Origin of the sequence: Geodermatophilus sp. CPCC 205761 (assembly GCF_051383655.1) — a bacterium.
GTDB lineage: Bacteria > Actinomycetota > Actinomycetes > Mycobacteriales > Geodermatophilaceae > Geodermatophilus.
Map to the genome: position 1 here is coordinate 54,543 of NZ_JALPKQ010000027.1, position 18,303 is coordinate 72,845.

Consider the following 18,303-nt stretch of genomic DNA (forward strand, 5'->3'; position numbering starts at 1 on the left):
GCGAGGGGTGGGGAGGACGGGGTCCTCCTCTTCGTGCGGACAACACTTCAAGCCCGTAGTGTTTCCGGTCCGCGCGGACCGGGCAGGACGCGAACATGCAGGTGGGGATCCAGTCGTGCGCCGTCGTCGTCCCGACGGTCGGCCGGCCCTCGCTCGACGTCCTGCTCGACGCCCTCGCCCAGGCCCCCGGTCCCCGCCCGGCCGAGCTCGTGCTGGTCGACGACCGGCGGGCCGGGCCGCCGCTGCGGCCCGACCGCCCGGGCCTCCCGCCGGTGCGGGTCGTCCGCTCCGGCGGCGGTGGTCCGGCCCGCGCCCGCAACCTCGGCTGGCGCACCGCGCGCGCGGAGTGGATCGCCTTCCTCGACGACGACGTCGTCCCCGACCCCGACTGGTACCGGCAGCTCGCCGACGACCTCGCCGACCTGCCGGCCGACGTCGCGGGCAGCCAGGGCAGGGTGCGGGTGCCGCTGCCGGAGGGCCGCCGCCCCACCGACTGGGAGCGCGGCACCGCCGGCCTGGCCACCAGCTCCTGGATCACCGCCGACCTCGCCTACCGCCGGTCCGTGCTCGCTGCGGTCGGTGGCTTCGACGAGCGGTTCCCCCGCGCCTTCCGGGAGGACTCCGACCTCGCGCTGCGGGTCATGGACACCGGCTCGCGGCTGGTCCGCGGGCAGCGGTGGATCACCCACCCGGTGCGCCCGGTCGACCGGTGGGTCAGCGCGCGCGTGCAGGCGGGCAACGCCGACGACGTCCTCATGCGGCGGCTGCACGGCCGCGGCTGGCGGGAGCGCGCCGACGCCCCGCTGGGGCGCCGTCCGCAGCACCTCGCCGTCACCGCCGCCGCGGTGGCCGCGGTCGGCCTGACCGCCGCACGCCGGCCGCGGGCGGCGCTGGCCGCCGCGCTGGGCTGGGCCGTCGGCACCGCCGAGTTCGCCCGGGCGCGGATCGCCCCCGGCCCCCGCGACCGGGCCGAGGTCGCCAGCATGCTGACCACGAGCGCCGCCATCCCGCCGCTGGCCACCTGGCACTGGCTGCGCGGAGTGGTCACGCACCGGCGGGTGCGGCCGTGGCGCGGGCTGCCCGACCTGGTGCTCTTCGACCGGGACGGCACGCTCGTGCGCGACTACCCGTACAACGGCGACCCCGCGCTGGTGACCCCCGTCCCGGGCGCCGCGGAGGCGGTCGACGCGCTGCGCGCCCGCGGGGTGCTGGTCGGCGTGGTGAGCAACCAGTCCGGCGTGGCCCGCGGCCTCATCACCCGCGCGCAGGTCGACGCCTGCATGGCCCGGCTCGACGAGCTGCTCGGGCCGTTCGACACCGTCCAGGTCTGCCCGCACGGTCCCGACGACGGCTGCGCCTGCCGCAAGCCCGCCCCGGGCATGGTCAAGGCCGCCTGCGCCGAGCTCGACGTCGATCCCGCCCGGTGCGTGGTCATCGGCGACATCGGAGCCGACGGCGAGGCCGCGGCCGCCGCGGGCGCGACGGGGATCCTCGTGCCGACCCCGGTCACCCGGAAGGCCGAGGTCGCCGCGGCTCCGCGCCGGGCGGTCACGCTGCGCGGGGCGGTCGACGCGGTCCTGGCGGGGGCGTGGTGAGCCGCACGGTGCTGGTCGCCCGGCTGGACTCCGCCGGCGACGTGCTCGTGCAGGGGCCGATGGTCCGGGCGGTCGCCGCGGGCGCCGACCGGGTGGTGTTCCTCGCCGGACCCGCCGGTGCCGAGGCCGCGGCGCTGCTGCCCGGGGTCGACGAGGTCTGGACCTGGCGCTGCCCGTGGATCGTCGCCGACCCGCCGCCGGTGGATGCGGACGACCTCGCCGCCCTCACCGAGCGGATCCGCGCTCTGGCACCCGACGAGGCCGTCGTCTCGACGTCCTTCCACCAGTCGCCCCTGCCCCTGGCGCTGGTGCTCCGGGCGGCCGGCGTGCCGCGGATCTCCGCGACGAGCGTCGACTACCCCGGTGCGCTGCTCGACGTCCGCCACCGGGTGGACGACGACCTGCCCGAGCCCGAGCGCGCCCTGTCCCTCGCCCGCGCCGCGGGCTTCGAGCTGCCGGCCGGGGACGACGGTCGGCTCGCCGTGCGCCGGCCCCTGCCCCCGGTCGCGCACGAACCCGGCCACGTCGCCCCCGGCGGTCTCCAGCCCGGCTACATCGTCCTGCACCCCGGCGCATCGGTGCCGGCCCGCGCCTGGCCGGCGCACCGCTGCGCCGAGGCGGTCGAGGCGCTGGCCGACGCGGGGCACCGGGTGCTGGTCACCGGCGGGCCGGGGGAGCGGGAGCTGACCGCGGCCGTGGCGGGCGCCCGCGGCGTCGACCTCGGCGGGGACACCTCGCTCGCCCAGATGGCGGCGCTGCTCGACGGGGCCGCCGCCGTCGTCGTCGGCAACACCGGCCCCGCGCACCTGGCCTCGGCGGTCGGGACGCCGGTCGTCTCGCTGTTCTCCCCGGTGGTGCCGGCCGTCCGCTGGGCGCCCTACGGCGTGCCGACCGTGCTCCTGGGGGACCAGGACGCCCCCTGCCGGGACAGCCGGGCCCGCGAGTGCCCGGTGCCGGGGCACCCGTGCCTCACGTCCGTGACCGCGGCCGACGTCGTCGCGGCCGTCGAGAAGGTGGTCCCGACGGTGGAGAGGGTGGGCACAGCGTGAGGGTGCTGCTCTGGCACGTGCACGGGTCGTGGACGACGGCGTTCGTCCAGGGCCGGCACGAGTACCTGCTGCCGGTCACGCCGGACCGCGGCCCCGACGGGCTCGGCCGCGCCCGCACCTGGGACTGGCCGGCGTCGGCGCGCGAGGTGACGCCGGAGGCGCTGCGCGAGGAGGACGTCGACGTCGTCGTCCTGCAGCGGACCCGTGACCTGGAGCTGGTGCGGGAGTGGCTGGGCCGCGAGCCGGGGCGTGACCTGCCCGCGGTCTTCCTCGAGCACAACGCGCCGGGCCTGGAGCCGGACGACGGACCCGTGCCCCACACCCGCCACCCGCTGGCCGACCGGACGGACATCCCCGTCGCCCACGTCACCCACTTCAACCGGCTCTTCTACGACAACGGCCGGGCCCCGACGACGGTCATCGAGCACGGCATCGTCGACCCGGGGGAGCGCTGGACCGGCGAGCTGGCCCGCGCGGCCGTCGTCACCAACGAGCCCGTCCGCCGCGGCCGCACCGTCGGCGCCGACCTGCTGCCCGGCCTCGCCGCGGTCGCGCCGGTCGACGTCTTCGGCATGGGACTGACCGGGCTGCACGAGCGGTACGGCCTCGACCCGGCGCGGGTCGGCCTGTTCGACGACCCGCCCCAGGCGGCGATGCACGCCGAGCTGGCCCGGCGGCGGGTGTACGTGCACCCGGTCCGCTGGACGTCGCTCGGGCTCTCGCTGCTCGAGGCGATGCACCTGGGCATGCCGGTCGTCGGGCTGGCCACCACCGAGGCGGTCGAGGCGGTGCCCCGCGAGGCGGGCGTGCTCTCGACCGACCCGGAGCGTCTCTGGAGTGCGGTCCGCACCTTCCTGCACGACGAGGACGCCGCCGGCCTCGCCGGCAAGGCCGCGCGGGCGGCAGCGCTGGAGCGCTACGGGCTGCAGCGCTTCCTGACCGACTGGGACCGGCTCCTGGAGGAGGTGAGGCGGTGAGGATCGACCTGGTGTCCGAGCACGCGAGTCCCCTGGCCGCGATCGGCGGCGTGGACGCCGGCGGGCAGAACGTCCACGTCGCCGCCCTGGCCGCGGGGCTGGCCCGGCGGGGACACGCGGTCACCGTGCACACCCGCCGCGAGGACCCGGGCCAGCCGGACCGGGTTCCCACGGCCGACGGCTACGACGTCGCGCACGTGACCGCCGGGCCGGAGCGGGTCCTGCCCAAGGACGACCTGCTGCGGCACATGCCGGAGTTCGCCGCGGTGCTGCGACGGACCTGGGCCGCGGCACCGCCGGACATCGTGCACGCGCACTTCTGGATGAGCGGGCTGGCCTCGGTCGCGGCGGCCGGTGCGGGGCGGGCGGGCACGATCCCGGTCGTCCAGACCTTCCACGCCCTCGGCTCGGTCAAGCGCCGCCACCAGGGCGCCGCCGACACCTCCCCGCCGCAGCGGCTGGACCTCGAGCGGTCACTGTGCCGCACGGTCAGCCACGTCGTCGCCACCTGCTCCGACGAGGTCTTCGAGCTGCGCCGCATGGGGCTGGACAGCGACCGCGCGTCGATCGTGCCGTGCGGGGTGGACACCGCCGTCTTCACCCCGCGGGGACCGGTCGCCCCGCGCACGGCGGGCCGGCCGCGGCTGCTGGTGCTCGGCCGGCTGGTCGAGCGCAAGGGCCAGGAGGACGCCGTCCGGGCGCTGGCCGCGGTGCCCGGCGCCGAGCTGGTCGTCGTCGGCGGGCCGCCGGTCGACCGGCTGGACGCCGATCCGGAGGTGCGGCGGCTGCGCGCGGTCGCCGCGTCGGTGGGCGTCGCCGACCGGCTGGTGTTCACCGGCGCCGTGGCGCGGGTCGACGTCCCCGCGTGGGTGCGCTCGGCCGACGTGGTGCTGGCCGTGCCCTGGTACGAGCCGTTCGGCATCACCCCGCTGGAGGCCATGGCGTGCGGGCGTCCGGTGGTCGCCACCGCCGTCGGTGGGCTGCAGGACTCCGTCGCGGACGGCGTCACCGGCGACCTCGTCCCGCCACGGGATCCCGACCGGCTGGGCGCGGTGCTCGCCGCGCTGCTCGCCGACGAGTCCCGGCGGGCCGCCTACGGCGCGGCCGGCGTGCGCCGGGCCCGCTCCCGCTACCGGTGGGCCCGCGTGGTCGCCGACACCGAGAACGTCTACCGGCAGGTGCTGGCCAGCCGCCGTCCCGTGGAGGTCGCCCGATGACCGTCTCGCCCATCGGCGGGGTCCCGCACTCGGCCACCGAGGCCGTCTCGCCCGACACCTGCACCCACCTCACCGGCGCCGACCACGTGGCCTCCCTGACGGCGGCGCTGCGGTCGGTGGACGGGCAGCTGGACGCGCTGGACCGGTGGGGCAGGCTGATCGCCGACGTGCTGTGCGGGGCGGAGCGGGGCCGGCTGCTGGCGGCGGGCAACGGCGGCAGCGCCGCGCAGGCGCAGCACCTGACCGCCGAGCTGGTGGGCCGCTACCGCGCCGACCGGCCGCCGTTCTCCGCCATCTGCCTCACCGCGGAGACCTCGTCGCTGACCGCGATCGCCAACGACTACCCGGCCGACGAGCTCTTCGCCCGCCAGGTGGAGGCGCACGGCCGGTCCGGCGACGTGCTGGTGCTCCTGTCGACGTCCGGCCGCAGCCCCAACGCCGTCGCCGCCGCCCGGCGGGCGCGGGAGTGCGGGATCACCGTGCTGGCGCTGACCGGCCCGGCACCCAACCCGCTGGCCGCGGCCGCCGACGACGCGGTGTGCATCGACAGCCCGTGGACGGCGACCGTGCAGGAGTGCCACCTGGTCGCCCTGCACCTGGTCTGCGCCGCCTTCGACGCCGCCGTGCTCGCCGAGCCGGCGCGGGTGCCGGTCAGCCGCATCGGGGTGGTCCAGTGACGGGGCCGCTGGTCGTGGTCGGGGACGCGCTGCTCGACGTCGACCTGGTCGGGACGGCGTCGCGGCTCACCCCGGACGCCCCCGTGCCCGTGGTCGAGGACGTCGACACCCGGGAGCGGCCCGGCGGAGCGGCGCTGGCCGCGGTGATCGCGGCGCAGACCACCGCCCGCGAGGTCGTGCTGGTGGCGCCGACGTGCGACGACGAGGGGGCGGCCCGGCTGCGCGCCCTGCTCGACGGACGGGTGCGGCTGGTGGAGATCCCGGCGACCGGCGGCACCGCGGTCAAGCAGCGGGTGCGCGTCGGCGACCACTCGGTGGTGCGGCTGGACAGCGGCGCGCCCGTGGCCACGCTGGGCGCGCTGCCGGCGTCGGCGGCCGCGGTGATCCGGGAGGCGGCGGCGGTGCTGGTGGCCGACTACGGCCGGGGCACGACGGCGGCCGCCGACGTCCGGGCCGCGCTCGCCGCGGCCGGCGGCCCGGTGGTCTGGGACCCGCACCCGCGCGGCGCCGACCCGGTGCCGTCGGTCCGGCTGGTCACCCCGAACGGGGCGGAGGCGGCCCGCGTCGCCGCGGCTGCCGGTGCGCCGGTCGACGGCGACGGGCTGGCCGCGGTCGGGGCGCGGGCCGAGACGCTGATCCGGCACTGGGGGGTCGGCGCGGTGGCGGTGACCCTGGGTGCTCGCGGGGCGCTGCTCTCCTACGGGGAGGGCGCGCCGATGGTGGTGCCGGCGACGCCGGTGACCGGCGGGGACACCTGCGGAGCGGGGGACTCCTTCGCCGCGGCGGCCGCCCTCGCGCTGGCCGACGGCGCGGTGACCGGCGAGGCGGTGGCAGGGGCGGTCGCGGCGGCCTCGGCGTTCGTCGGGCGCGGTGGCGCGTCGGCGTGGGACGCGGTGCCGGTCGCTCCGGACGTCGTCGCCGAGCCCGGGGCGGACGGCGTGATCGCGCGGGTCCGCGCCGCCGGCGGCACCGTGGTCGCCACCGGGGGGTGCTTCGACCTGCTGCACCCGGGCCACGTCGCGACCCTCCGCGCGGCCCGCGGCCTGGGCCACTGCCTGGTCGTGTGCATCAACTCCGACGAGTCGGTGCGCCGGCTGAAGGGGCCGTCGCGGCCGCTGGTGACCGCCGTCGACCGGGCCCGGGTGCTCGAGGCGCTGGAGTTCGTCGACGCCGTCGTCGTCTTCGAGGAGGACACCCCCGCCGAGGTGCTCGACCGGCTGCGCCCGGACGTCTGGGCCAAGGGCGGCGACTACGCCGGGGCCGACCTGCCCGAGGCCGCGGTGCTGCGGCGGTGGGGCGGCCAGGCCGTCGTCCTGCCCTACCTCGACGGCCACTCCACGACCGCCCTGGTCGAGCGCTCCCGCGTGTGACAGGCCCCCGTTCTGGACTTTCCGCGCCGAAAGTCCGCACGCCGGGTCCGCTCCGGCCGCCACAAGGCGGACTTTCGGCGCGGAAAGTCCCTGGTGACGGGGAGCCGGTGGCGGTGGTGCTGCGGCCGCTGGGGCTCGGGGACCTGCTGACCGGGGTGCCGGCGATCCGCGCGGTGCGGGCCGCCGTGCCCGGCCACCGGCTGGTGCTGGCGACGACGACGGCGCTGGAACCGCTCGCCCGGCTGATCGACGCCGTCGACGAGGTGCTGCCCGCCCGCGAACTGGAGCCGCTGGACTGGCGCGGTCCGCCGCCGGAGCTCGCCGTCGACCTGCACGGCAAGGGTCCGGCCTCGCACGTGGTCGTGGCCGACCTCCGGCCCGGCCGGCTGCTGTGCTTCGGCAGCCCCGGCTACCCCGGCCCCACCTGGTACCCCGACGAGCACGAGGTGCGCCGCTGGTGCCGGCTGGTGTCCGAGGGGCTGGGCGTGGCGGCCGACCCGGACGCGCTCGACCTCGTCGTGCCCGACGTCCCCGTCCCGGCGCCGGACGGCGTCGCGCTGGTGCACCCGGGTGCGGCCTTCCCGGGCCGCCGCTGGCCGCCGGACCGGTTCGCGGCCGTCGCCCGGCACCTGGCCGCGGCGGGCCTCGACGTGCGGGTGACCGGCGGCCCGGCCGAGGTGCCGCTCGCTCGCGAGGTGGCCGGTGCCGCCGGGCTGGGGGAGGAGGCCGTGCTGGCCGGCCGCACGTCGGCGCCGGAGCTGGCGGCGGTCGTCGCCCGCGCCCGGGTCGTGGTCAGCGGGGACACCGGGATGGCGCACCTCGCCACCGCCTACCGGCGGCCGTCGGTGGTGCTGTTCGGCCCGGTGTCACCGGCGCTGTGGGGCCCGCCGGACCGGCCGCAGCACGTCGTCCTGTGGCACGGCGACGGCACCGGCGACCCCTGGGGCACCGAGCTCGACCCGGCCCTCGACGAGGTGACCGTCGACGAGGTCACGACGGCCCTGACCGAGCTGCTCGCCCGGACCTGACGAGCTAGCCGCGCTGGCGGAGGGCGTCGAAGAGGACGGTCTGCAGGTCGGTCGGGTCGACGGCGGAGTAGGCCGCCCCCTCGGTCGTCGCGGCGATCTCCTCGAGGGCGGCGAGGTCGGCGTCCGGGCCGAGGGCGACGCCGATGACCTTCACCGGCCGCTCGTCGTCGGCCTCGTCGCGCAGCGTCGACAGCAGCGCCGCCAGCTCCAGGCCCTCGTCGTCGTTGGTGCCGTCGGTGACCATCAGGACGCTGTTCACCGCCGTCGGGTCGAAGTTGGCCCGGGCGGCCCGGACGGCGGCCAGCGTCGTGTCGTACAGGCCGGTGCCACCGGGGGTCAGCCGGTCGGGGATGGTGTCCAGCTGCTCGTCGAGCACGTCGCGCTGGGTGCCGCCGTCGACCTCGGCGTCGAGCTGGCGGGTGGGCACCAGCTCGGTCCAGTCCTGCTCGCCCTCCAGTTCGTTGGCGAACACCCACAGGCCGAGCGAGAAGTTCCCCGGCACCAGGGACAGCGCGCTCTTGGCGGCGTCGCGGGCCAGGGTGGCGCGGGTGCCGCTCCCGGCGGGCGCCTCCATCGAGGTGGAGACGTCGAAGACGGTGAGGATGCGCGAGGGGTCGGCGAGCTCCGACAGCTGGGCCAGCAGCGCCTGCACCTGGGCCGGGTCGAGCAGCAGCGCCTCGGGCGCGGCCTCCTGGATGCCGGTGGCCTCGCCGGCCTCGGGGGGAGCGGCGCCGTCGGCGTCCCGGAACCCCGCCGCCAGGACGGCGGTGCGCGCGGCGTCCGAGGTGAGGGCGCGCACCGCGGCGTTCACCGCGGCCGAGTCGGCACCGGAGGCCGAGCCCACCCGGACGAGCGGGTAGTCCAGCGACGGCGAGCCCTCGCCCGGGTAGACCGCCACCAGGGCGGAGTCCTCGGCGCCCCGGTTGATCGCGTAGACCTCCTGCTCGTTGACCGGCACCAGGGGTGCGTCGGCCGCGTCCCCGCTGCCGGCGGCCAGCGCCTCGGAGGGCGAGATCGACGGCCCGCGCTCGGCCGCGAGCACCGCCTGGACGACGGCGTTGTCGGCGTCCTCGTCCGCTCCGAGCGCGGTCCGCACCGCATTGAGGGCGGCCAGGGCCTCGGCGCTGGTCGCGAGGTCCGGCACGGCCAGCGCCTGCCGTCCGGCCAGCGCCTCGCCCCAGCCCGGCGCCCGGTCGGTCCAGCCCAGCGCGTCGACCGCCGCCCGGCTGGTGGCCAGGACCACCGGGGAGGTGGCCACGGACTCGCCCACCTCCAGCGGGACGTCGCCCGCGCGGGCCGGCCACAGCGAGGAGTCGGGCACCCACAGGTGCGGGAGGTCGCCGGCCTCCAGGGCGCCCAGGTCGCCGACGGTCTGCAGCGGCTCCTGGGCACTCACCTCGACGCCGGCGCAGTCCTCCGCCCGCAGCCCCTGGGCGCCGCCGAGAACCTCCTCGGCGACCGGCGCGAGCTCCGGGGCGACGGCCACCCGGACGACGTCGGTGCGCTCGCAGTCCCCGCCGCCGGACCCGACCGCCCACCAGGTGATCCCGCCCGCCACCAGCACCACTGCGGCCACCGTGAGCGCGGTCAGCACCTGGGGTGAGCGGGATCCGCCCCGGCGTCCGGTCCTGCTCTCGGCGTGGCGACCCATGCGCGCAGCTCCCCCGTCGGTTGGTCAGGGCGTCGTCGGCGACCCCCACGACCGCCCTTCACAGAGTAGATGCGTCCGCTGACGTCCCGTAGTGCAACGGGGGGTCACCGCCCGCCCGGCACCGCGTCACTGCAGGTAGCCCTCCACCTGCTGCTCGGGCCGCGCGGACGCCTCGTCGGGGTCCTCGCCGTACTGGCGCTTGGCGCGCCGCTGGCGCAGCAGATCCCAGCACTGGTCCAGCTGTGCCTCGAGCTCGGACATCCGGGAGCGCTGGTCGTCGGTGTGGTCCCCGGCCTCCCGCAGCTGGTGCTCCTCCTCCACCAGGGAGTGGATGCGGCTGAGCAGATCCTTCTCGTCCATGTCGCCCTCCCTGCCCGCCCCGCGGCGGGCACAACCGTTCAGCCGGCGTCGGGAACCCAGCCCTCGACGAACGCGGCCAGCCGTGTGCTCACCGCTCCGCCGGCGCGGCCCAGGGCGAGCAGCGCACTGCGGTCCAGCGGCACGCGCACCACCCGCCGCCCGGCCGGCGTCCCCGCCCGGACCGCGTGCCCGGCGGCGATCAGTTCCGGCCACGGGCGGGCCAGCTGCTCCTGCACCCGGGCCAGCGCCGCCGCCGTCGGCCCGGCGTTGCCCTCGACCATCGCGGTGACGAACGCCGGATCGCTGGCGATGACCCGCGTGCCGTCGCGGAAGCTGCCCGCGGCCAGCGCGAGGGCCAGCGGGCCGGCCTCCGCGGCGGCCGCTGCCAGCGCGGCGGCCAGCAGGTGCGGCACGTGGCTGATCGCCGCGACCGCGTCGTCGTGCTCGGCGGCGGTCACCGGGACCACCTCGGCGCCGGCGGCCAGCGCCACCTCGGCCACCCGCAGCCAACGAGGCAGCTCGGTGTCCGGCTCCAGGCACACCGCCCAGCGGGCGCCGGTGAACAGGGCCGGATCGGTCGCCTCGTGCCCGGAGCGCTCGGTGCCGCACATCGGGTGCCCGCCGACGAACCGGCCGCCGTGCACCGGGCGCAGCTGCGCCAGCACCGGTGCCTTGACCGACCCGAGGTCGGTCACCGTCGCGTCGGGGGCGACCGCGAGGCCCTCGAGCGCGCCCGCCATCGCCGGCAGCGGGACGGCGAGGACGACCACCCCCTCCAGCTCGCGGGTGATCCGCACCCCGCGCGCGGCGGCGGCCTCCCGGGCGGCGGGGTCGACGTCCCAGCCGGTGACCTCGCGGCCGGCCGCCACGAGCGCCGCGGCCAGCGACCCGCCGAGCTGGCCCAGGCCGACGACGCCGACCGGGGGCGCGGGCATCGTCGGGACGGGGAAGGAGGACGTCATGCCGGCGACTCCCACGGGCGCTCGGTGCGGAACACGCGGGCCAGCGCGGTGGCCACCAGCCGGCCGTCCTGGGCGCGGGCGTCGATCCGGTAGACGGCGGTGCGGCTGCTGCGGTGCACCTCGGTGCCCTCGGCGACCAGCCGGTCCCCGGGCCGGCCGGGCGCGAGGAACTCGGTGTGCACGTCCTGTGCGACCGCCACCGTGCCGTGGCTGTTGCTCACCGCCGCGTGCACGACGTCGAGCAGCGCCATCGTCGCGCCGCCGTGCGCGGTGCCGACGGCGTTGAGCAGCTGCGGGCCCACGGTCATCGCGGCGCGGGCGTAGCCGGGACGCACCTGCTCCAGGACGATGCCCAGGTGCCCGGCCAGCGGGTCGGCCGCCAGCCGGGCGAAGAGAGCGGGGTCGACGTCGGCACCGTCGTCCGGCGGCTGATCGGCCATGATCAGAGGCTATGACCTCCGCGCTCCTCCACCCTCACGTGCCATGACGCCGCGGTCCTTCCTCCTCACCCCGGAGCTCGGCGACTACGTCCGGGCCGCCTCCGAGCCGCCGGACGACGTCGCCGCCGACCTCCTGGCCGAGACCGCGGCCCTGGCCGACCGCGGCGAGGTGCCCCCGACGTTCCAGATCGCGCCCGAGCAGGGCGCCTTCATGCAGCTGCTCACCCGGGCACTCGGCGCCCGCCGGGCCATCGAGATCGGCACCTTCACCGGGTTCTCGGCGCTGTGCGTCGCCCGCGGGCTGCCCGACGACGGCTCGCTGCTGTGCCTGGACGTCAGCGAGGAGTGGACGGCGATCGCCCGCCGCTACTGGGCGCGCGCCGGTCTGGCCGACCGGATCGAGCTCCGGCTGGGGGACGCGCACGAGTCGCTGCGGGCGCTGCCGGCCGAGCCGATGTTCGACATCGCGTTCGTCGACGCCGACAAGACCGGGTACCCCGACTACGTCGACGAGCTGCACCCGCGGATGACCGGAAACGGCGTCGTGCTGCTCGACAACACCCTCGCCGGCGGCCGGGTGCTCGATCCGCAGGGCGACAACGAGCGGGCGATCGCCGACCTCAACACCGCCCTGGCCGCCGACCCGCGCTGGGAGACGGTGCTGCTGCCGCTGGCCGACGGCCTGACGATGCTGCGCAAGCGGTGACCGGGCCCGACGCCCGCGGGAGCTGGGCGGTGCGGGTCAGCCGCCCGGAGGGGCGCTGGCGGGTCGAGCTGCTCGCCGCCGACGCCGGGGACGAGCTGCCGGTGCTCGAGCGGGCCCTGGGCGAGCCGGGTGCCGACGCCTGGCCGGGGCCGTTCGTGATCGTCGTCGACTCGCGGCTGTACTTCGTCGTCCTCCGGCACGGGCCGGGCGGCCTGGTCCGCGCCCTGGTCTCCGACGCCACCATGCAGGAGTGGGTGCTCGCCGCCGAGGCGGTGGAGCGCTACGGCATCGCCGTGGACGCCGACGGCGCGTTCGACGACGACGAGACCGGCTGGCCCGGAGGCGATCTCGACGTCTTCGCCGACTACGGGCTGCCGGCCGAGCAGCTGCGGTCGATCGTGACCGCCGACGACCTGTGGGCCGACGAGATGGTCGCCGCGATCGCCGGGCGGCTGGGTTTCGCCGACGAGCTGGCCGCGGCGGTGCGGCCGTGAGCGCGGACGGCGGCCAGGGCACCGCCCGCGTGAGCGCCGTCGTGTTCGACCTGGGTGGCGTCCTCACCGAGAGCCCCATGCCGGCGTTCGCGGCCTACGAGGCCGAGGTGGGGCTGCCCGAGGGGCTGATCCGGCGGCTCAACAGCACCGACCCCGACGCCAACGCCTGGGCCCGGTACGAGCGCAACGAGCTTGACGCCGCCGGGTTCGTCGACGCCTTCGAGGCCGAGGCGCTGGCCGCGGGGCACCGGCTCGACGCGCACCGGGTGCTCGCCGCCCTGGCGGGGGAGCTGCGGCCGGCGATGGTGGCCGCGGTGCGGCGGCTGCGGGAGGCCGGCGTGCCGCTGGCCCTGCTGTCGAACAACGTCGCGCCGATGGAGCGCACCGGCCGGCTCGGCGAGCTGCTGGCGTCCTTCGACGCGGTCGTGGAGTCCTCGGTGGAGGGCGTGCGCAAGCCGGAGCCGGAGATCTACCGGCGTGCGCTGACCCGGCTGTCCGACGCCGTCGGCTGGCCGATCCGCGCGGGCGACTGTGCCTACCTCGACGACCTCGGCATCAACCTCAAGCCGGCCCGCGCGCTCGGGATGCACACGATCAAGGTGGTCGACCCGGCCGCGGCGCTGGCCGAGCTGTCCGCGCTGGTCGGCATCCCGCTGGAGCCCTCCCCGCCGGGCTCGTCCCCGCGGGGCGCGGCGTCGTGACCCCGGCCCCGGGACACCTCTGTCTGCGGGTGCTCGTGCTCTGCCCACGATGCTGGGCAGAGCACGAGCCTCCGCGGGGATGTGCCGGGTCCCCTCCTTCGTGCTCTGCCCACGGTGGTGGGCAGAGCACGAGCTCCCCGGGAGCAACCCGGTGACCCCCGACCTGGATGCGGCGATGGGCCGCGCGTTGGAGCTGGCCGCGGGCGCCGTGGAGTGGGGGGACACGCCGATCGGCGCGGTCGTCCTCGGCACCGACGGCGCGGTCCTGGCCGAGGCGGCCAACGAGCGGGAGAAGCGCGGTGACCCGACCGCGCACGCCGAGGTGCTCGCGCTGCGCGCCGCCGCCCGGGTGCACGGCGACGGCTGGCGGCTCACCGGGACGACGCTCGTCGTCACCCTCGAGCCCTGCACGATGTGTGCCGGCGCCAGCGTGCTCGCGCGGGTCGACCACGTCGTCTACGGCGCCGACGACCCGAAGGCCGGCGCGGCCGGATCGCTGTGGGACGTCGTCCGCGACCGCCGGCTCAACCACCGGCCGCAGGTCACCGGCGGTGTCCGCGCGGAGGAGTCCGCCGCGCTCCTACGCGCGTTCTTCCGCCGCCAGCGGGGCCTGTAGTCTCTTCGGCGGTGGCGTGTCCGAGCGGCCGAAGGAGCACGCCTCGAAAGCGTGTGAGGTGCAAGCCTCCGTGGGTTCAAATCCCACCGCCACCGCCAGCGGAGCCGCCCCGGGACGAGAGTCCCCGGGGCGGCTCCCGTCGTTCCGGGGTCAGCCGATGGTCCGGACGTAGCGGTCGAGGTCGACCAGCCACCCGCCGTCGTCGGACGGGACGAAGCGCACCTCGTGCAGCTCGGTGTGGCCGCTGCCGTCGGCCCGGGTGAAGCGCACCTCCGTCGTCGCGGTGACCGCCCCGCCGCCCTGCTCCTCGACGTCCCGCAGGTCCTCGAGCTCGACCTCCGACCACGGGGACCAGAAGTCCCGGTAGTAGCCCGCGCTGGCGGCGGCGCGCAGCGTCGGCCCGGTCATCGCGTACGCGGCGTCGGGGTCGTCGGGCAGCCGCGTGTAGTACTCGTCGAGGGTCTGCTCCGCGACGGCGGTCGGGTCGTCGGGAGCCGGTGCGTCCTCGTCGGGCGCCGGGGCGTCGTCGGCGGCCGTCTCGTCGCCCCCACCGGAGGACGGGGCCGGCTCCGGCTCGCTGGGCGCGGCCGGTTGCTCGTCGTCCGGGGCGGCCGAGGTGGGCGTCGCGTCGGCGGTCGTCGTCCCCTCGGGGTCGTCGCCGCGGGTGGCCAGCCAGGCGACGCCCCCGACGACCAGCAGCACGGCCAGCACCAGGACGGCGATCAGGCTCGAGCGGCGTCCGCGCGGCCGGGCGGTGACCACCGGGGCCGCGCCGGGCCGGCCGGGCGGGGGGCCGGGCGCGGGCGGCGGAGGGGACGGCTGCGCCGTCGGCACCTCGTGGACGGCCGTGCGCGGTGCGCCGGCCTTCGCCGCCGGGAGGACGTCGGCGCCGAACTCCGCCGTCCGCTGCCGGTTCGTCGAGGAGCGCAGGATCGTCCGCGCCAGCAGGACGGTCGTCGGGTCGCCGTCGCGGCCCGCGGCGAGCCGGGCGAGCTCGTCGCGGACCTCGGTCATCGTCGGGCGGGCCGCCGGGTCGGTCGCGAGCATCCGGGTCAGCGCCTGCGTCATGGACCCGGCCCGGCGCGGGGGCGTCACCTGCCCGGCGGCCACGCGGTGCAGCAGCCGCAGGGCGTTGTCGTCCATCCCGAAGGGCGGCTCGCCCTCGAGACAGGTGTAGAGGGTGGCGCCCAGGGAGAAGACGTCGCTCTCCGAAGTCATCTCGGCTCCCTGCGCCACCTCCGGTGAGAGGAAGGCCGGCGTGCCCGTGATCTGGCCCGTCTGGGTCAGCGTCACGTCGCCGGTGGCGTGCGAGATGCCGAAGTCGGTGATCTTCACCAGGCCGTCGACGTTCGGACCCTCCCCGATGAGCACGTTGGCCGGCTTGACGTCGCGGTGCACGATGCCGGCCGCGTGGGTGGCGATCAGCGCGTCGGCCACCTGCGCGCCGATCTGGGCGACCTGGTCCACGCGCAGCACGCCGTCCTCGGCCAGCACCTCGGCCAGACTGCGGGAGGGCAGGTACTCCATGACCAGCCACGGCGACCCCGCCTCGTCGAGGGCCACGTCGTAGACCGAGATGGCGTGCAGGTGGCTCAGCCGCGCGGCGATCCGGCCCTCGCGCAGGGCACGCTGACGCTGCTGCTCGAGCGCCGCGGGGTCGGCGCCGGCCGCCGGCACGACCTGCTTGACCGCGACCTGCCGGCCGAGGACCTCGTCGGTGGCCCGCCACACCGCGCCCATGCCCCCGCCGCCGACCTTCGCGAGCAGCCGGTAGCGCCCGCCCACGAGGTGGCCGGGTGCGCTCACCCTCCGTTCCGTCCGCCCTGCGCCGACACCGCGCCGGTCAGACGCCGCTGGGGACGCCGTAGCGGCGGGCGTACTCCTCCTGCGCCCCCGCCGGCAGGGCGTCGTACAGCTCGCCGAGCTCGTCGACCACGTCGGGGGAGAGGTCGTCGAAGAGCCGCTGCCAGGTGGGCGGCTCGTCGTAGCTGCGGGTGAGCAGCAGTTCCCACGCGCGCGTCTGCCGGTCGCGCTTGCTGCGCTCGGCGACGAACTCGGAGAGGTAGCGGTCCTTCGCCGCGTCCTTCTCCTCCCGGGTGGCCGACGGCGGCAGCCCCGAGGGGTCGGCGCCCTTGAGCACCGCGACGATGGCCTCCACGACGTCGGGCCGGAGTTGCTCGGTCTCGCTCATGGGGCTTCCTCCTGTGGCGCCGCGGCGGGGGATCGGCGTTCCGGACCAGCCTTCCCCAGTCCACCGACGGATAACCACCCCCGGCGCGACGGTCGCTCCGGGTGCGGTGGCTGACCGGCACACCGGCTCCCGGTATCCTGGCCCGCGCACGTGGAGGATTCGCCTAGTGGCCTATGGCGCTCGCTTGGAAAGCGGGTTGGGGGCAACCCCTCGGGAGTTCGAATCTCCCATCCTCCGCACCGAGGCCGGGTCCCGCGCAGCAGCGGGGCCCGGCCTCAGCGCGTGCGGCCGTCAGGTGGCGGAAAGCCGGCGGGGGGTCGTGGCGGCGTCCGGCCGGACGTGACCTAGAGTGGGGGACGACCCCTCGCGTGGCGTCACCCTGTGAACCTCCCCAGGGCCGGAAGGCAGCAAGGATAAGCGGGCTCTGGCGGGTGCGCGGGGGGTCCTCTCATCCCCCGGCACCGATCTCGGCGGAACGCGCGCCCGGGCCTCCCGGCGTCGTCCGACCCGCCACGTAACCTCGTCGCGTGGCACTGGCGCTCTACCGGAAGTACCGCCCGGCGACCTTCGCCGAGGTGGTCGGCCAGGAGCACGTGACCACCCCGCTGGTCAACGCCGTCGACGGCGGGCGGATCAACCACGCCTACCTCTTCAGCGGGCCCCGCGGGTGCGGCAAGACGTCCTCGGCGCGCATCCTCGCCCGGTCGCTGAACTGCGAGCAGGGCCCGACGTCGACCCCCTGCGGCGTCTGCGGCTCGTGCGTCGCGCTGGCGCCCGACGGCCCCGGCTCGCTCGACGTCATCGAGATCGACGCGGCCAGCCACGGCGGGGTCGACGACGCCCGTGACCTCCGCGAACGGGCCTTCTTCGCCCCGGTGAGCAGCCGCTACAAGGTCTACATCGTCGACGAGGCGCACATGGTGACCACGCAGGGCTTCAACGCCCTGCTCAAGGTCGTCGAGGAGCCGCCGGAGTTCCTCGTCTTCGTCTTCGCCACCACCGAGCCGGACAAGGTGCTGCCCACCATCCGCTCGCGCACGCACCACTACCCGTTCCGGCTGGTGCCGCCGACGACGCTGCGCGGCCTGCTGGAGAAGACCTGCGCCGCCGAGGGCGTGCAGGTCGAGGCCACGGTCTTCCCGCTGGTCGTGCGCGCCGGCGGCGGCTCGGTGCGCGACTCGCTGTCCATCCTCGACCAGTTGCTGGCCGGCGCCGGGCCCGAGGGCGTCACCTACAAGAGCGCGGTGGGCCTGCTCGGGGTCACCGACGACGCGCTGCTCGACGAGACGATCGACGCCCTCGCCGCGCACGACGCGCCCGCGGTGTTCCGCGCCGTCGACCGCGTGGTCGAGGCCGGGCACGACCCCCGTCGCTTCGCCACCGACCTGCTGGACCGGATGCGCGACCTCATCGTGCTCGACGCCGTCCCCGACGCCGGGGGCAACGGCCTGCTCGACTGCCCGCCCGACCGGCTGGACCTGATGAGCTCCCAGGCCCGGGCGCTCGGCTCGGCGACCCTCTCGCGGATGGCCGACACGGTCCACGAGGGGCTCACCGAGATGCGCGGGACGACGGCGCCGCGACTGCTGCTCGAGCTGGTCTGCGCCCGCATGCTGCTGCCCGCCACCGACGACTCGGCGGCGGCCACCCTGCAGCGCCTGGAGCGCCTGGAACGGCGGATGTCGATCGCCGGCGAGCACGCCGGTCGCCCGGTCGCGGAGGCCGCCGTCCGGGAGGCGCCGGTCCGGGAGGCGCCGGTCCGCGAGGCCGCCGTCCGGGAGGCACCGGTTCGCGAGGCACCGGTCCGGGAGGCACCGGTCCGGGAGGCCCCGGTCCGGGAGGCCCCGGCGCGTCCCGAGCCGGCCGGGGCGCCGGCCCCGGACCAGTCGTCCGGGTCGCGCCGGGAGTTCGTGCGCCGGTCGCAGGCATCCGCTCCGGCACCGTCCGCACCGGCTCCGTCCGCGCCCGCAGCACCGCCCGTCGCGGCCCCGGCCGCCGCGACCGAGCAGGCGCCGAGCCGCCCGCCGGAGGTCGACGGCTGGCCCGAGACCACCCTGCCCGGGTCCGGGGCGCCGGCCCGGCCCGCGCCGGCCGCGGCCGAGAAGCCCGAGCCGTCGCCCGCACCGCCGGACCAGCCGCGGGTCGCCGCCGGCGAGCCCGACATCCCGCTGCCGCCCGAGCCGACCGACGACGAGGACTGGCCGCACCCCGCGCGTCCCGCGGCGGGCGCCGCGGCGGGGACCCGGGTGGAGCCGGCCCCCCCCAGGGC

Annotated in this window: 18 protein-coding genes, 2 tRNA genes and 1 other RNA gene; 15 read left to right on the forward strand and 6 right to left on the reverse strand. The window is 77.1% G+C overall.

Annotated elements, in window-relative coordinates:
• Positions 1-95 precede the first annotated feature (95 nt).
• The 7 genes from MY526_RS16815 (at position 96) to MY526_RS16845 (ending at position 7,913) form a co-directional block, all read left to right on the forward strand.
• The gene (locus tag MY526_RS16815) at positions 96-1,595 is read left to right on the forward strand and encodes an HAD-IIIA family hydrolase (RefSeq protein ID WP_436704591.1); all 1,500 of its coding nucleotides are present in this window, start codon (positions 96-98) and stop codon (positions 1,593-1,595) included.
• On the forward strand, positions 1,592-2,644 hold the full coding sequence (locus MY526_RS16820; RefSeq protein WP_436704593.1) for a glycosyltransferase family 9 protein: 1,053 nt from the start codon (positions 1,592-1,594) through the stop codon (positions 2,642-2,644). Before MY526_RS16815 ends, MY526_RS16820 begins: the two co-directional genes overlap by 4 nt.
• On the forward strand, positions 2,641-3,621 hold the full coding sequence (locus MY526_RS16825) for a glycosyltransferase (RefSeq protein WP_436704594.1): 981 nt from the start codon (positions 2,641-2,643) through the stop codon (positions 3,619-3,621). Before MY526_RS16820 ends, MY526_RS16825 begins: the two co-directional genes overlap by 4 nt.
• Positions 3,618-4,838 (forward strand): glycosyltransferase, encoded by a 1,221-nt coding sequence (locus MY526_RS16830; RefSeq protein WP_436704596.1) that lies wholly within the window; start codon positions 3,618-3,620, stop codon positions 4,836-4,838. Before MY526_RS16825 ends, MY526_RS16830 begins: the two co-directional genes overlap by 4 nt.
• A complete protein-coding gene (locus MY526_RS16835) occupies positions 4,835-5,515 on the forward strand; it encodes a D-sedoheptulose-7-phosphate isomerase (protein ID WP_436704598.1) in 681 nt (226 codons plus the stop codon). Before MY526_RS16830 ends, MY526_RS16835 begins: the two co-directional genes overlap by 4 nt.
• Positions 5,512-6,885, forward strand: a complete 1,374-nt coding sequence (gene rfaE2, locus MY526_RS16840) for a D-glycero-beta-D-manno-heptose 1-phosphate adenylyltransferase (protein WP_436704600.1) — start codon at positions 5,512-5,514, stop codon at positions 6,883-6,885. Before MY526_RS16835 ends, rfaE2 begins: the two co-directional genes overlap by 4 nt.
• Positions 6,886-6,992: 107 nt before the next feature.
• Entirely contained in the window at positions 6,993-7,913 is a 921-nt protein-coding gene (locus tag MY526_RS16845; RefSeq protein WP_436688999.1) for a glycosyltransferase family 9 protein, read from the forward strand.
• A 4-nt stretch (positions 7,914-7,917) separates the two neighbouring features.
• On the opposite strand, the gene MY526_RS16850 is transcribed toward MY526_RS16845, so the two are convergent.
• The 4 genes from MY526_RS16850 to MY526_RS16865 all read right to left on the reverse strand — a co-directional run bounded on the left by MY526_RS16850 (position 7,918) and on the right by MY526_RS16865 (position 11,326).
• Positions 7,918-9,507, reverse strand: coding sequence for a VWA domain-containing protein (locus tag MY526_RS16850; RefSeq protein WP_436704602.1), 1,590 nt, complete (start codon positions 9,505-9,507; stop codon positions 7,918-7,920).
• Between the two features lie 183 nt (positions 9,508-9,690).
• Positions 9,691-9,924, reverse strand: a complete 234-nt coding sequence (locus MY526_RS16855) for a DUF2630 family protein (RefSeq protein WP_436689003.1) — start codon at positions 9,922-9,924, stop codon at positions 9,691-9,693.
• Between the two features lie 38 nt (positions 9,925-9,962).
• Positions 9,963-10,886, reverse strand: a complete 924-nt coding sequence (locus MY526_RS16860; protein ID WP_436704604.1) for a prephenate dehydrogenase — start codon at positions 10,884-10,886, stop codon at positions 9,963-9,965.
• Positions 10,883-11,326, reverse strand: a complete 444-nt coding sequence (locus MY526_RS16865) for a PaaI family thioesterase (RefSeq protein ID WP_436704606.1) — start codon at positions 11,324-11,326, stop codon at positions 10,883-10,885. The genes MY526_RS16860 and MY526_RS16865 overlap by 4 nt, the downstream gene beginning before the upstream one ends.
• 43 nt (positions 11,327-11,369) lie before the next feature.
• Here MY526_RS16865 and MY526_RS16870 point away from each other — a divergent pair, with 43 nt between their 5' ends.
• The 5 genes from MY526_RS16870 (at position 11,370) to MY526_RS16890 (ending at position 13,941) form a co-directional block, all read left to right on the forward strand.
• Positions 11,370-12,032 carry an O-methyltransferase gene (locus MY526_RS16870; RefSeq protein WP_436689007.1) on the forward strand — a complete coding sequence of 221 codons (663 nt, stop codon included), beginning with the start codon at positions 11,370-11,372 and terminating at the stop codon, positions 12,030-12,032.
• Positions 12,029-12,526, forward strand: a complete 498-nt coding sequence (locus MY526_RS16875; protein WP_436689011.1) for a tRNA adenosine deaminase-associated protein — start codon at positions 12,029-12,031, stop codon at positions 12,524-12,526. The genes MY526_RS16870 and MY526_RS16875 overlap by 4 nt, the downstream gene beginning before the upstream one ends.
• A complete protein-coding gene (locus MY526_RS16880; protein WP_436704608.1) occupies positions 12,523-13,227 on the forward strand; it encodes an HAD-IA family hydrolase in 705 nt (234 codons plus the stop codon). Before MY526_RS16875 ends, MY526_RS16880 begins: the two co-directional genes overlap by 4 nt.
• Positions 13,228-13,378: 151 nt before the next feature.
• Positions 13,379-13,843: a nucleoside deaminase gene (locus tag MY526_RS16885; RefSeq protein ID WP_436689016.1), complete on the forward strand. Its 465-nt coding sequence runs from the start codon at positions 13,379-13,381 to the stop codon at positions 13,841-13,843.
• Between the two features lie 10 nt (positions 13,844-13,853).
• Positions 13,854-13,941 (forward strand) — tRNA-Ser (locus tag MY526_RS16890).
• Between the two features lie 52 nt (positions 13,942-13,993).
• On the opposite strand, the gene MY526_RS16895 is transcribed toward MY526_RS16890, so the two are convergent.
• Positions 13,994-15,649: a protein kinase domain-containing protein gene (locus tag MY526_RS16895; protein WP_436704610.1), complete on the reverse strand. Its 1,656-nt coding sequence runs from the start codon at positions 15,647-15,649 to the stop codon at positions 13,994-13,996.
• A 37-nt stretch (positions 15,650-15,686) separates the two neighbouring features.
• Entirely contained in the window at positions 15,687-16,034 is a 348-nt protein-coding gene (locus MY526_RS16900; RefSeq protein ID WP_436689020.1) for a hypothetical protein, read from the reverse strand.
• A gap of 152 nt (positions 16,035-16,186) precedes the next feature.
• On the opposite strand from MY526_RS16900, the gene MY526_RS16905 reads away from it, so the two are divergent.
• The 3 genes from MY526_RS16905 to MY526_RS16915 all read left to right on the forward strand — a co-directional run.
• Positions 16,187-16,271: transfer RNA gene (locus tag MY526_RS16905), tRNA-Ser, on the forward strand.
• A gap of 118 nt (positions 16,272-16,389) precedes the next feature.
• An RNA gene (ffs, locus tag MY526_RS16910) (signal recognition particle sRNA small type) lies at positions 16,390-16,485 on the forward strand.
• Between the two features lie 76 nt (positions 16,486-16,561).
• A partial coding sequence (locus MY526_RS16915; RefSeq protein WP_436704611.1) for a DNA polymerase III subunit gamma and tau occupies positions 16,562-18,303 on the forward strand: 1,742 nt, incomplete at its 3' end.

Coding starts and splice junctions, on each gene's coding strand:
- MY526_RS16815 (WP_436704591.1), top strand. CDS start 96: ATGCAGGTGGGGATCCAGTCGTGCGCCGTCGTCGTCCCGACGGTCGGC.
- MY526_RS16835 (WP_436704598.1), top strand. CDS start 4,835: ATGACCGTCTCGCCCATCGGCGGGGTCCCGCACTCGGCCACCGAGGCC.
- MY526_RS16855 (WP_436689003.1), bottom strand. CDS start 9,924: ATGGACGAGAAGGATCTGCTCAGCCGCATCCACTCCCTGGTGGAGGAG.
- MY526_RS16860 (WP_436704604.1), bottom strand. CDS start 10,886: ATGACGTCCTCCTTCCCCGTCCCGACGATGCCCGCGCCCCCGGTCGGC.
- MY526_RS16865 (WP_436704606.1), bottom strand. CDS start 11,326: ATGGCCGATCAGCCGCCGGACGACGGTGCCGACGTCGACCCCGCTCTC.
- MY526_RS16870 (WP_436689007.1), top strand. CDS start 11,370: ATGACGCCGCGGTCCTTCCTCCTCACCCCGGAGCTCGGCGACTACGTC.
- MY526_RS16900 (WP_436689020.1), bottom strand. CDS start 16,034: ATGAGCGAGACCGAGCAACTCCGGCCCGACGTCGTGGAGGCCATCGTC.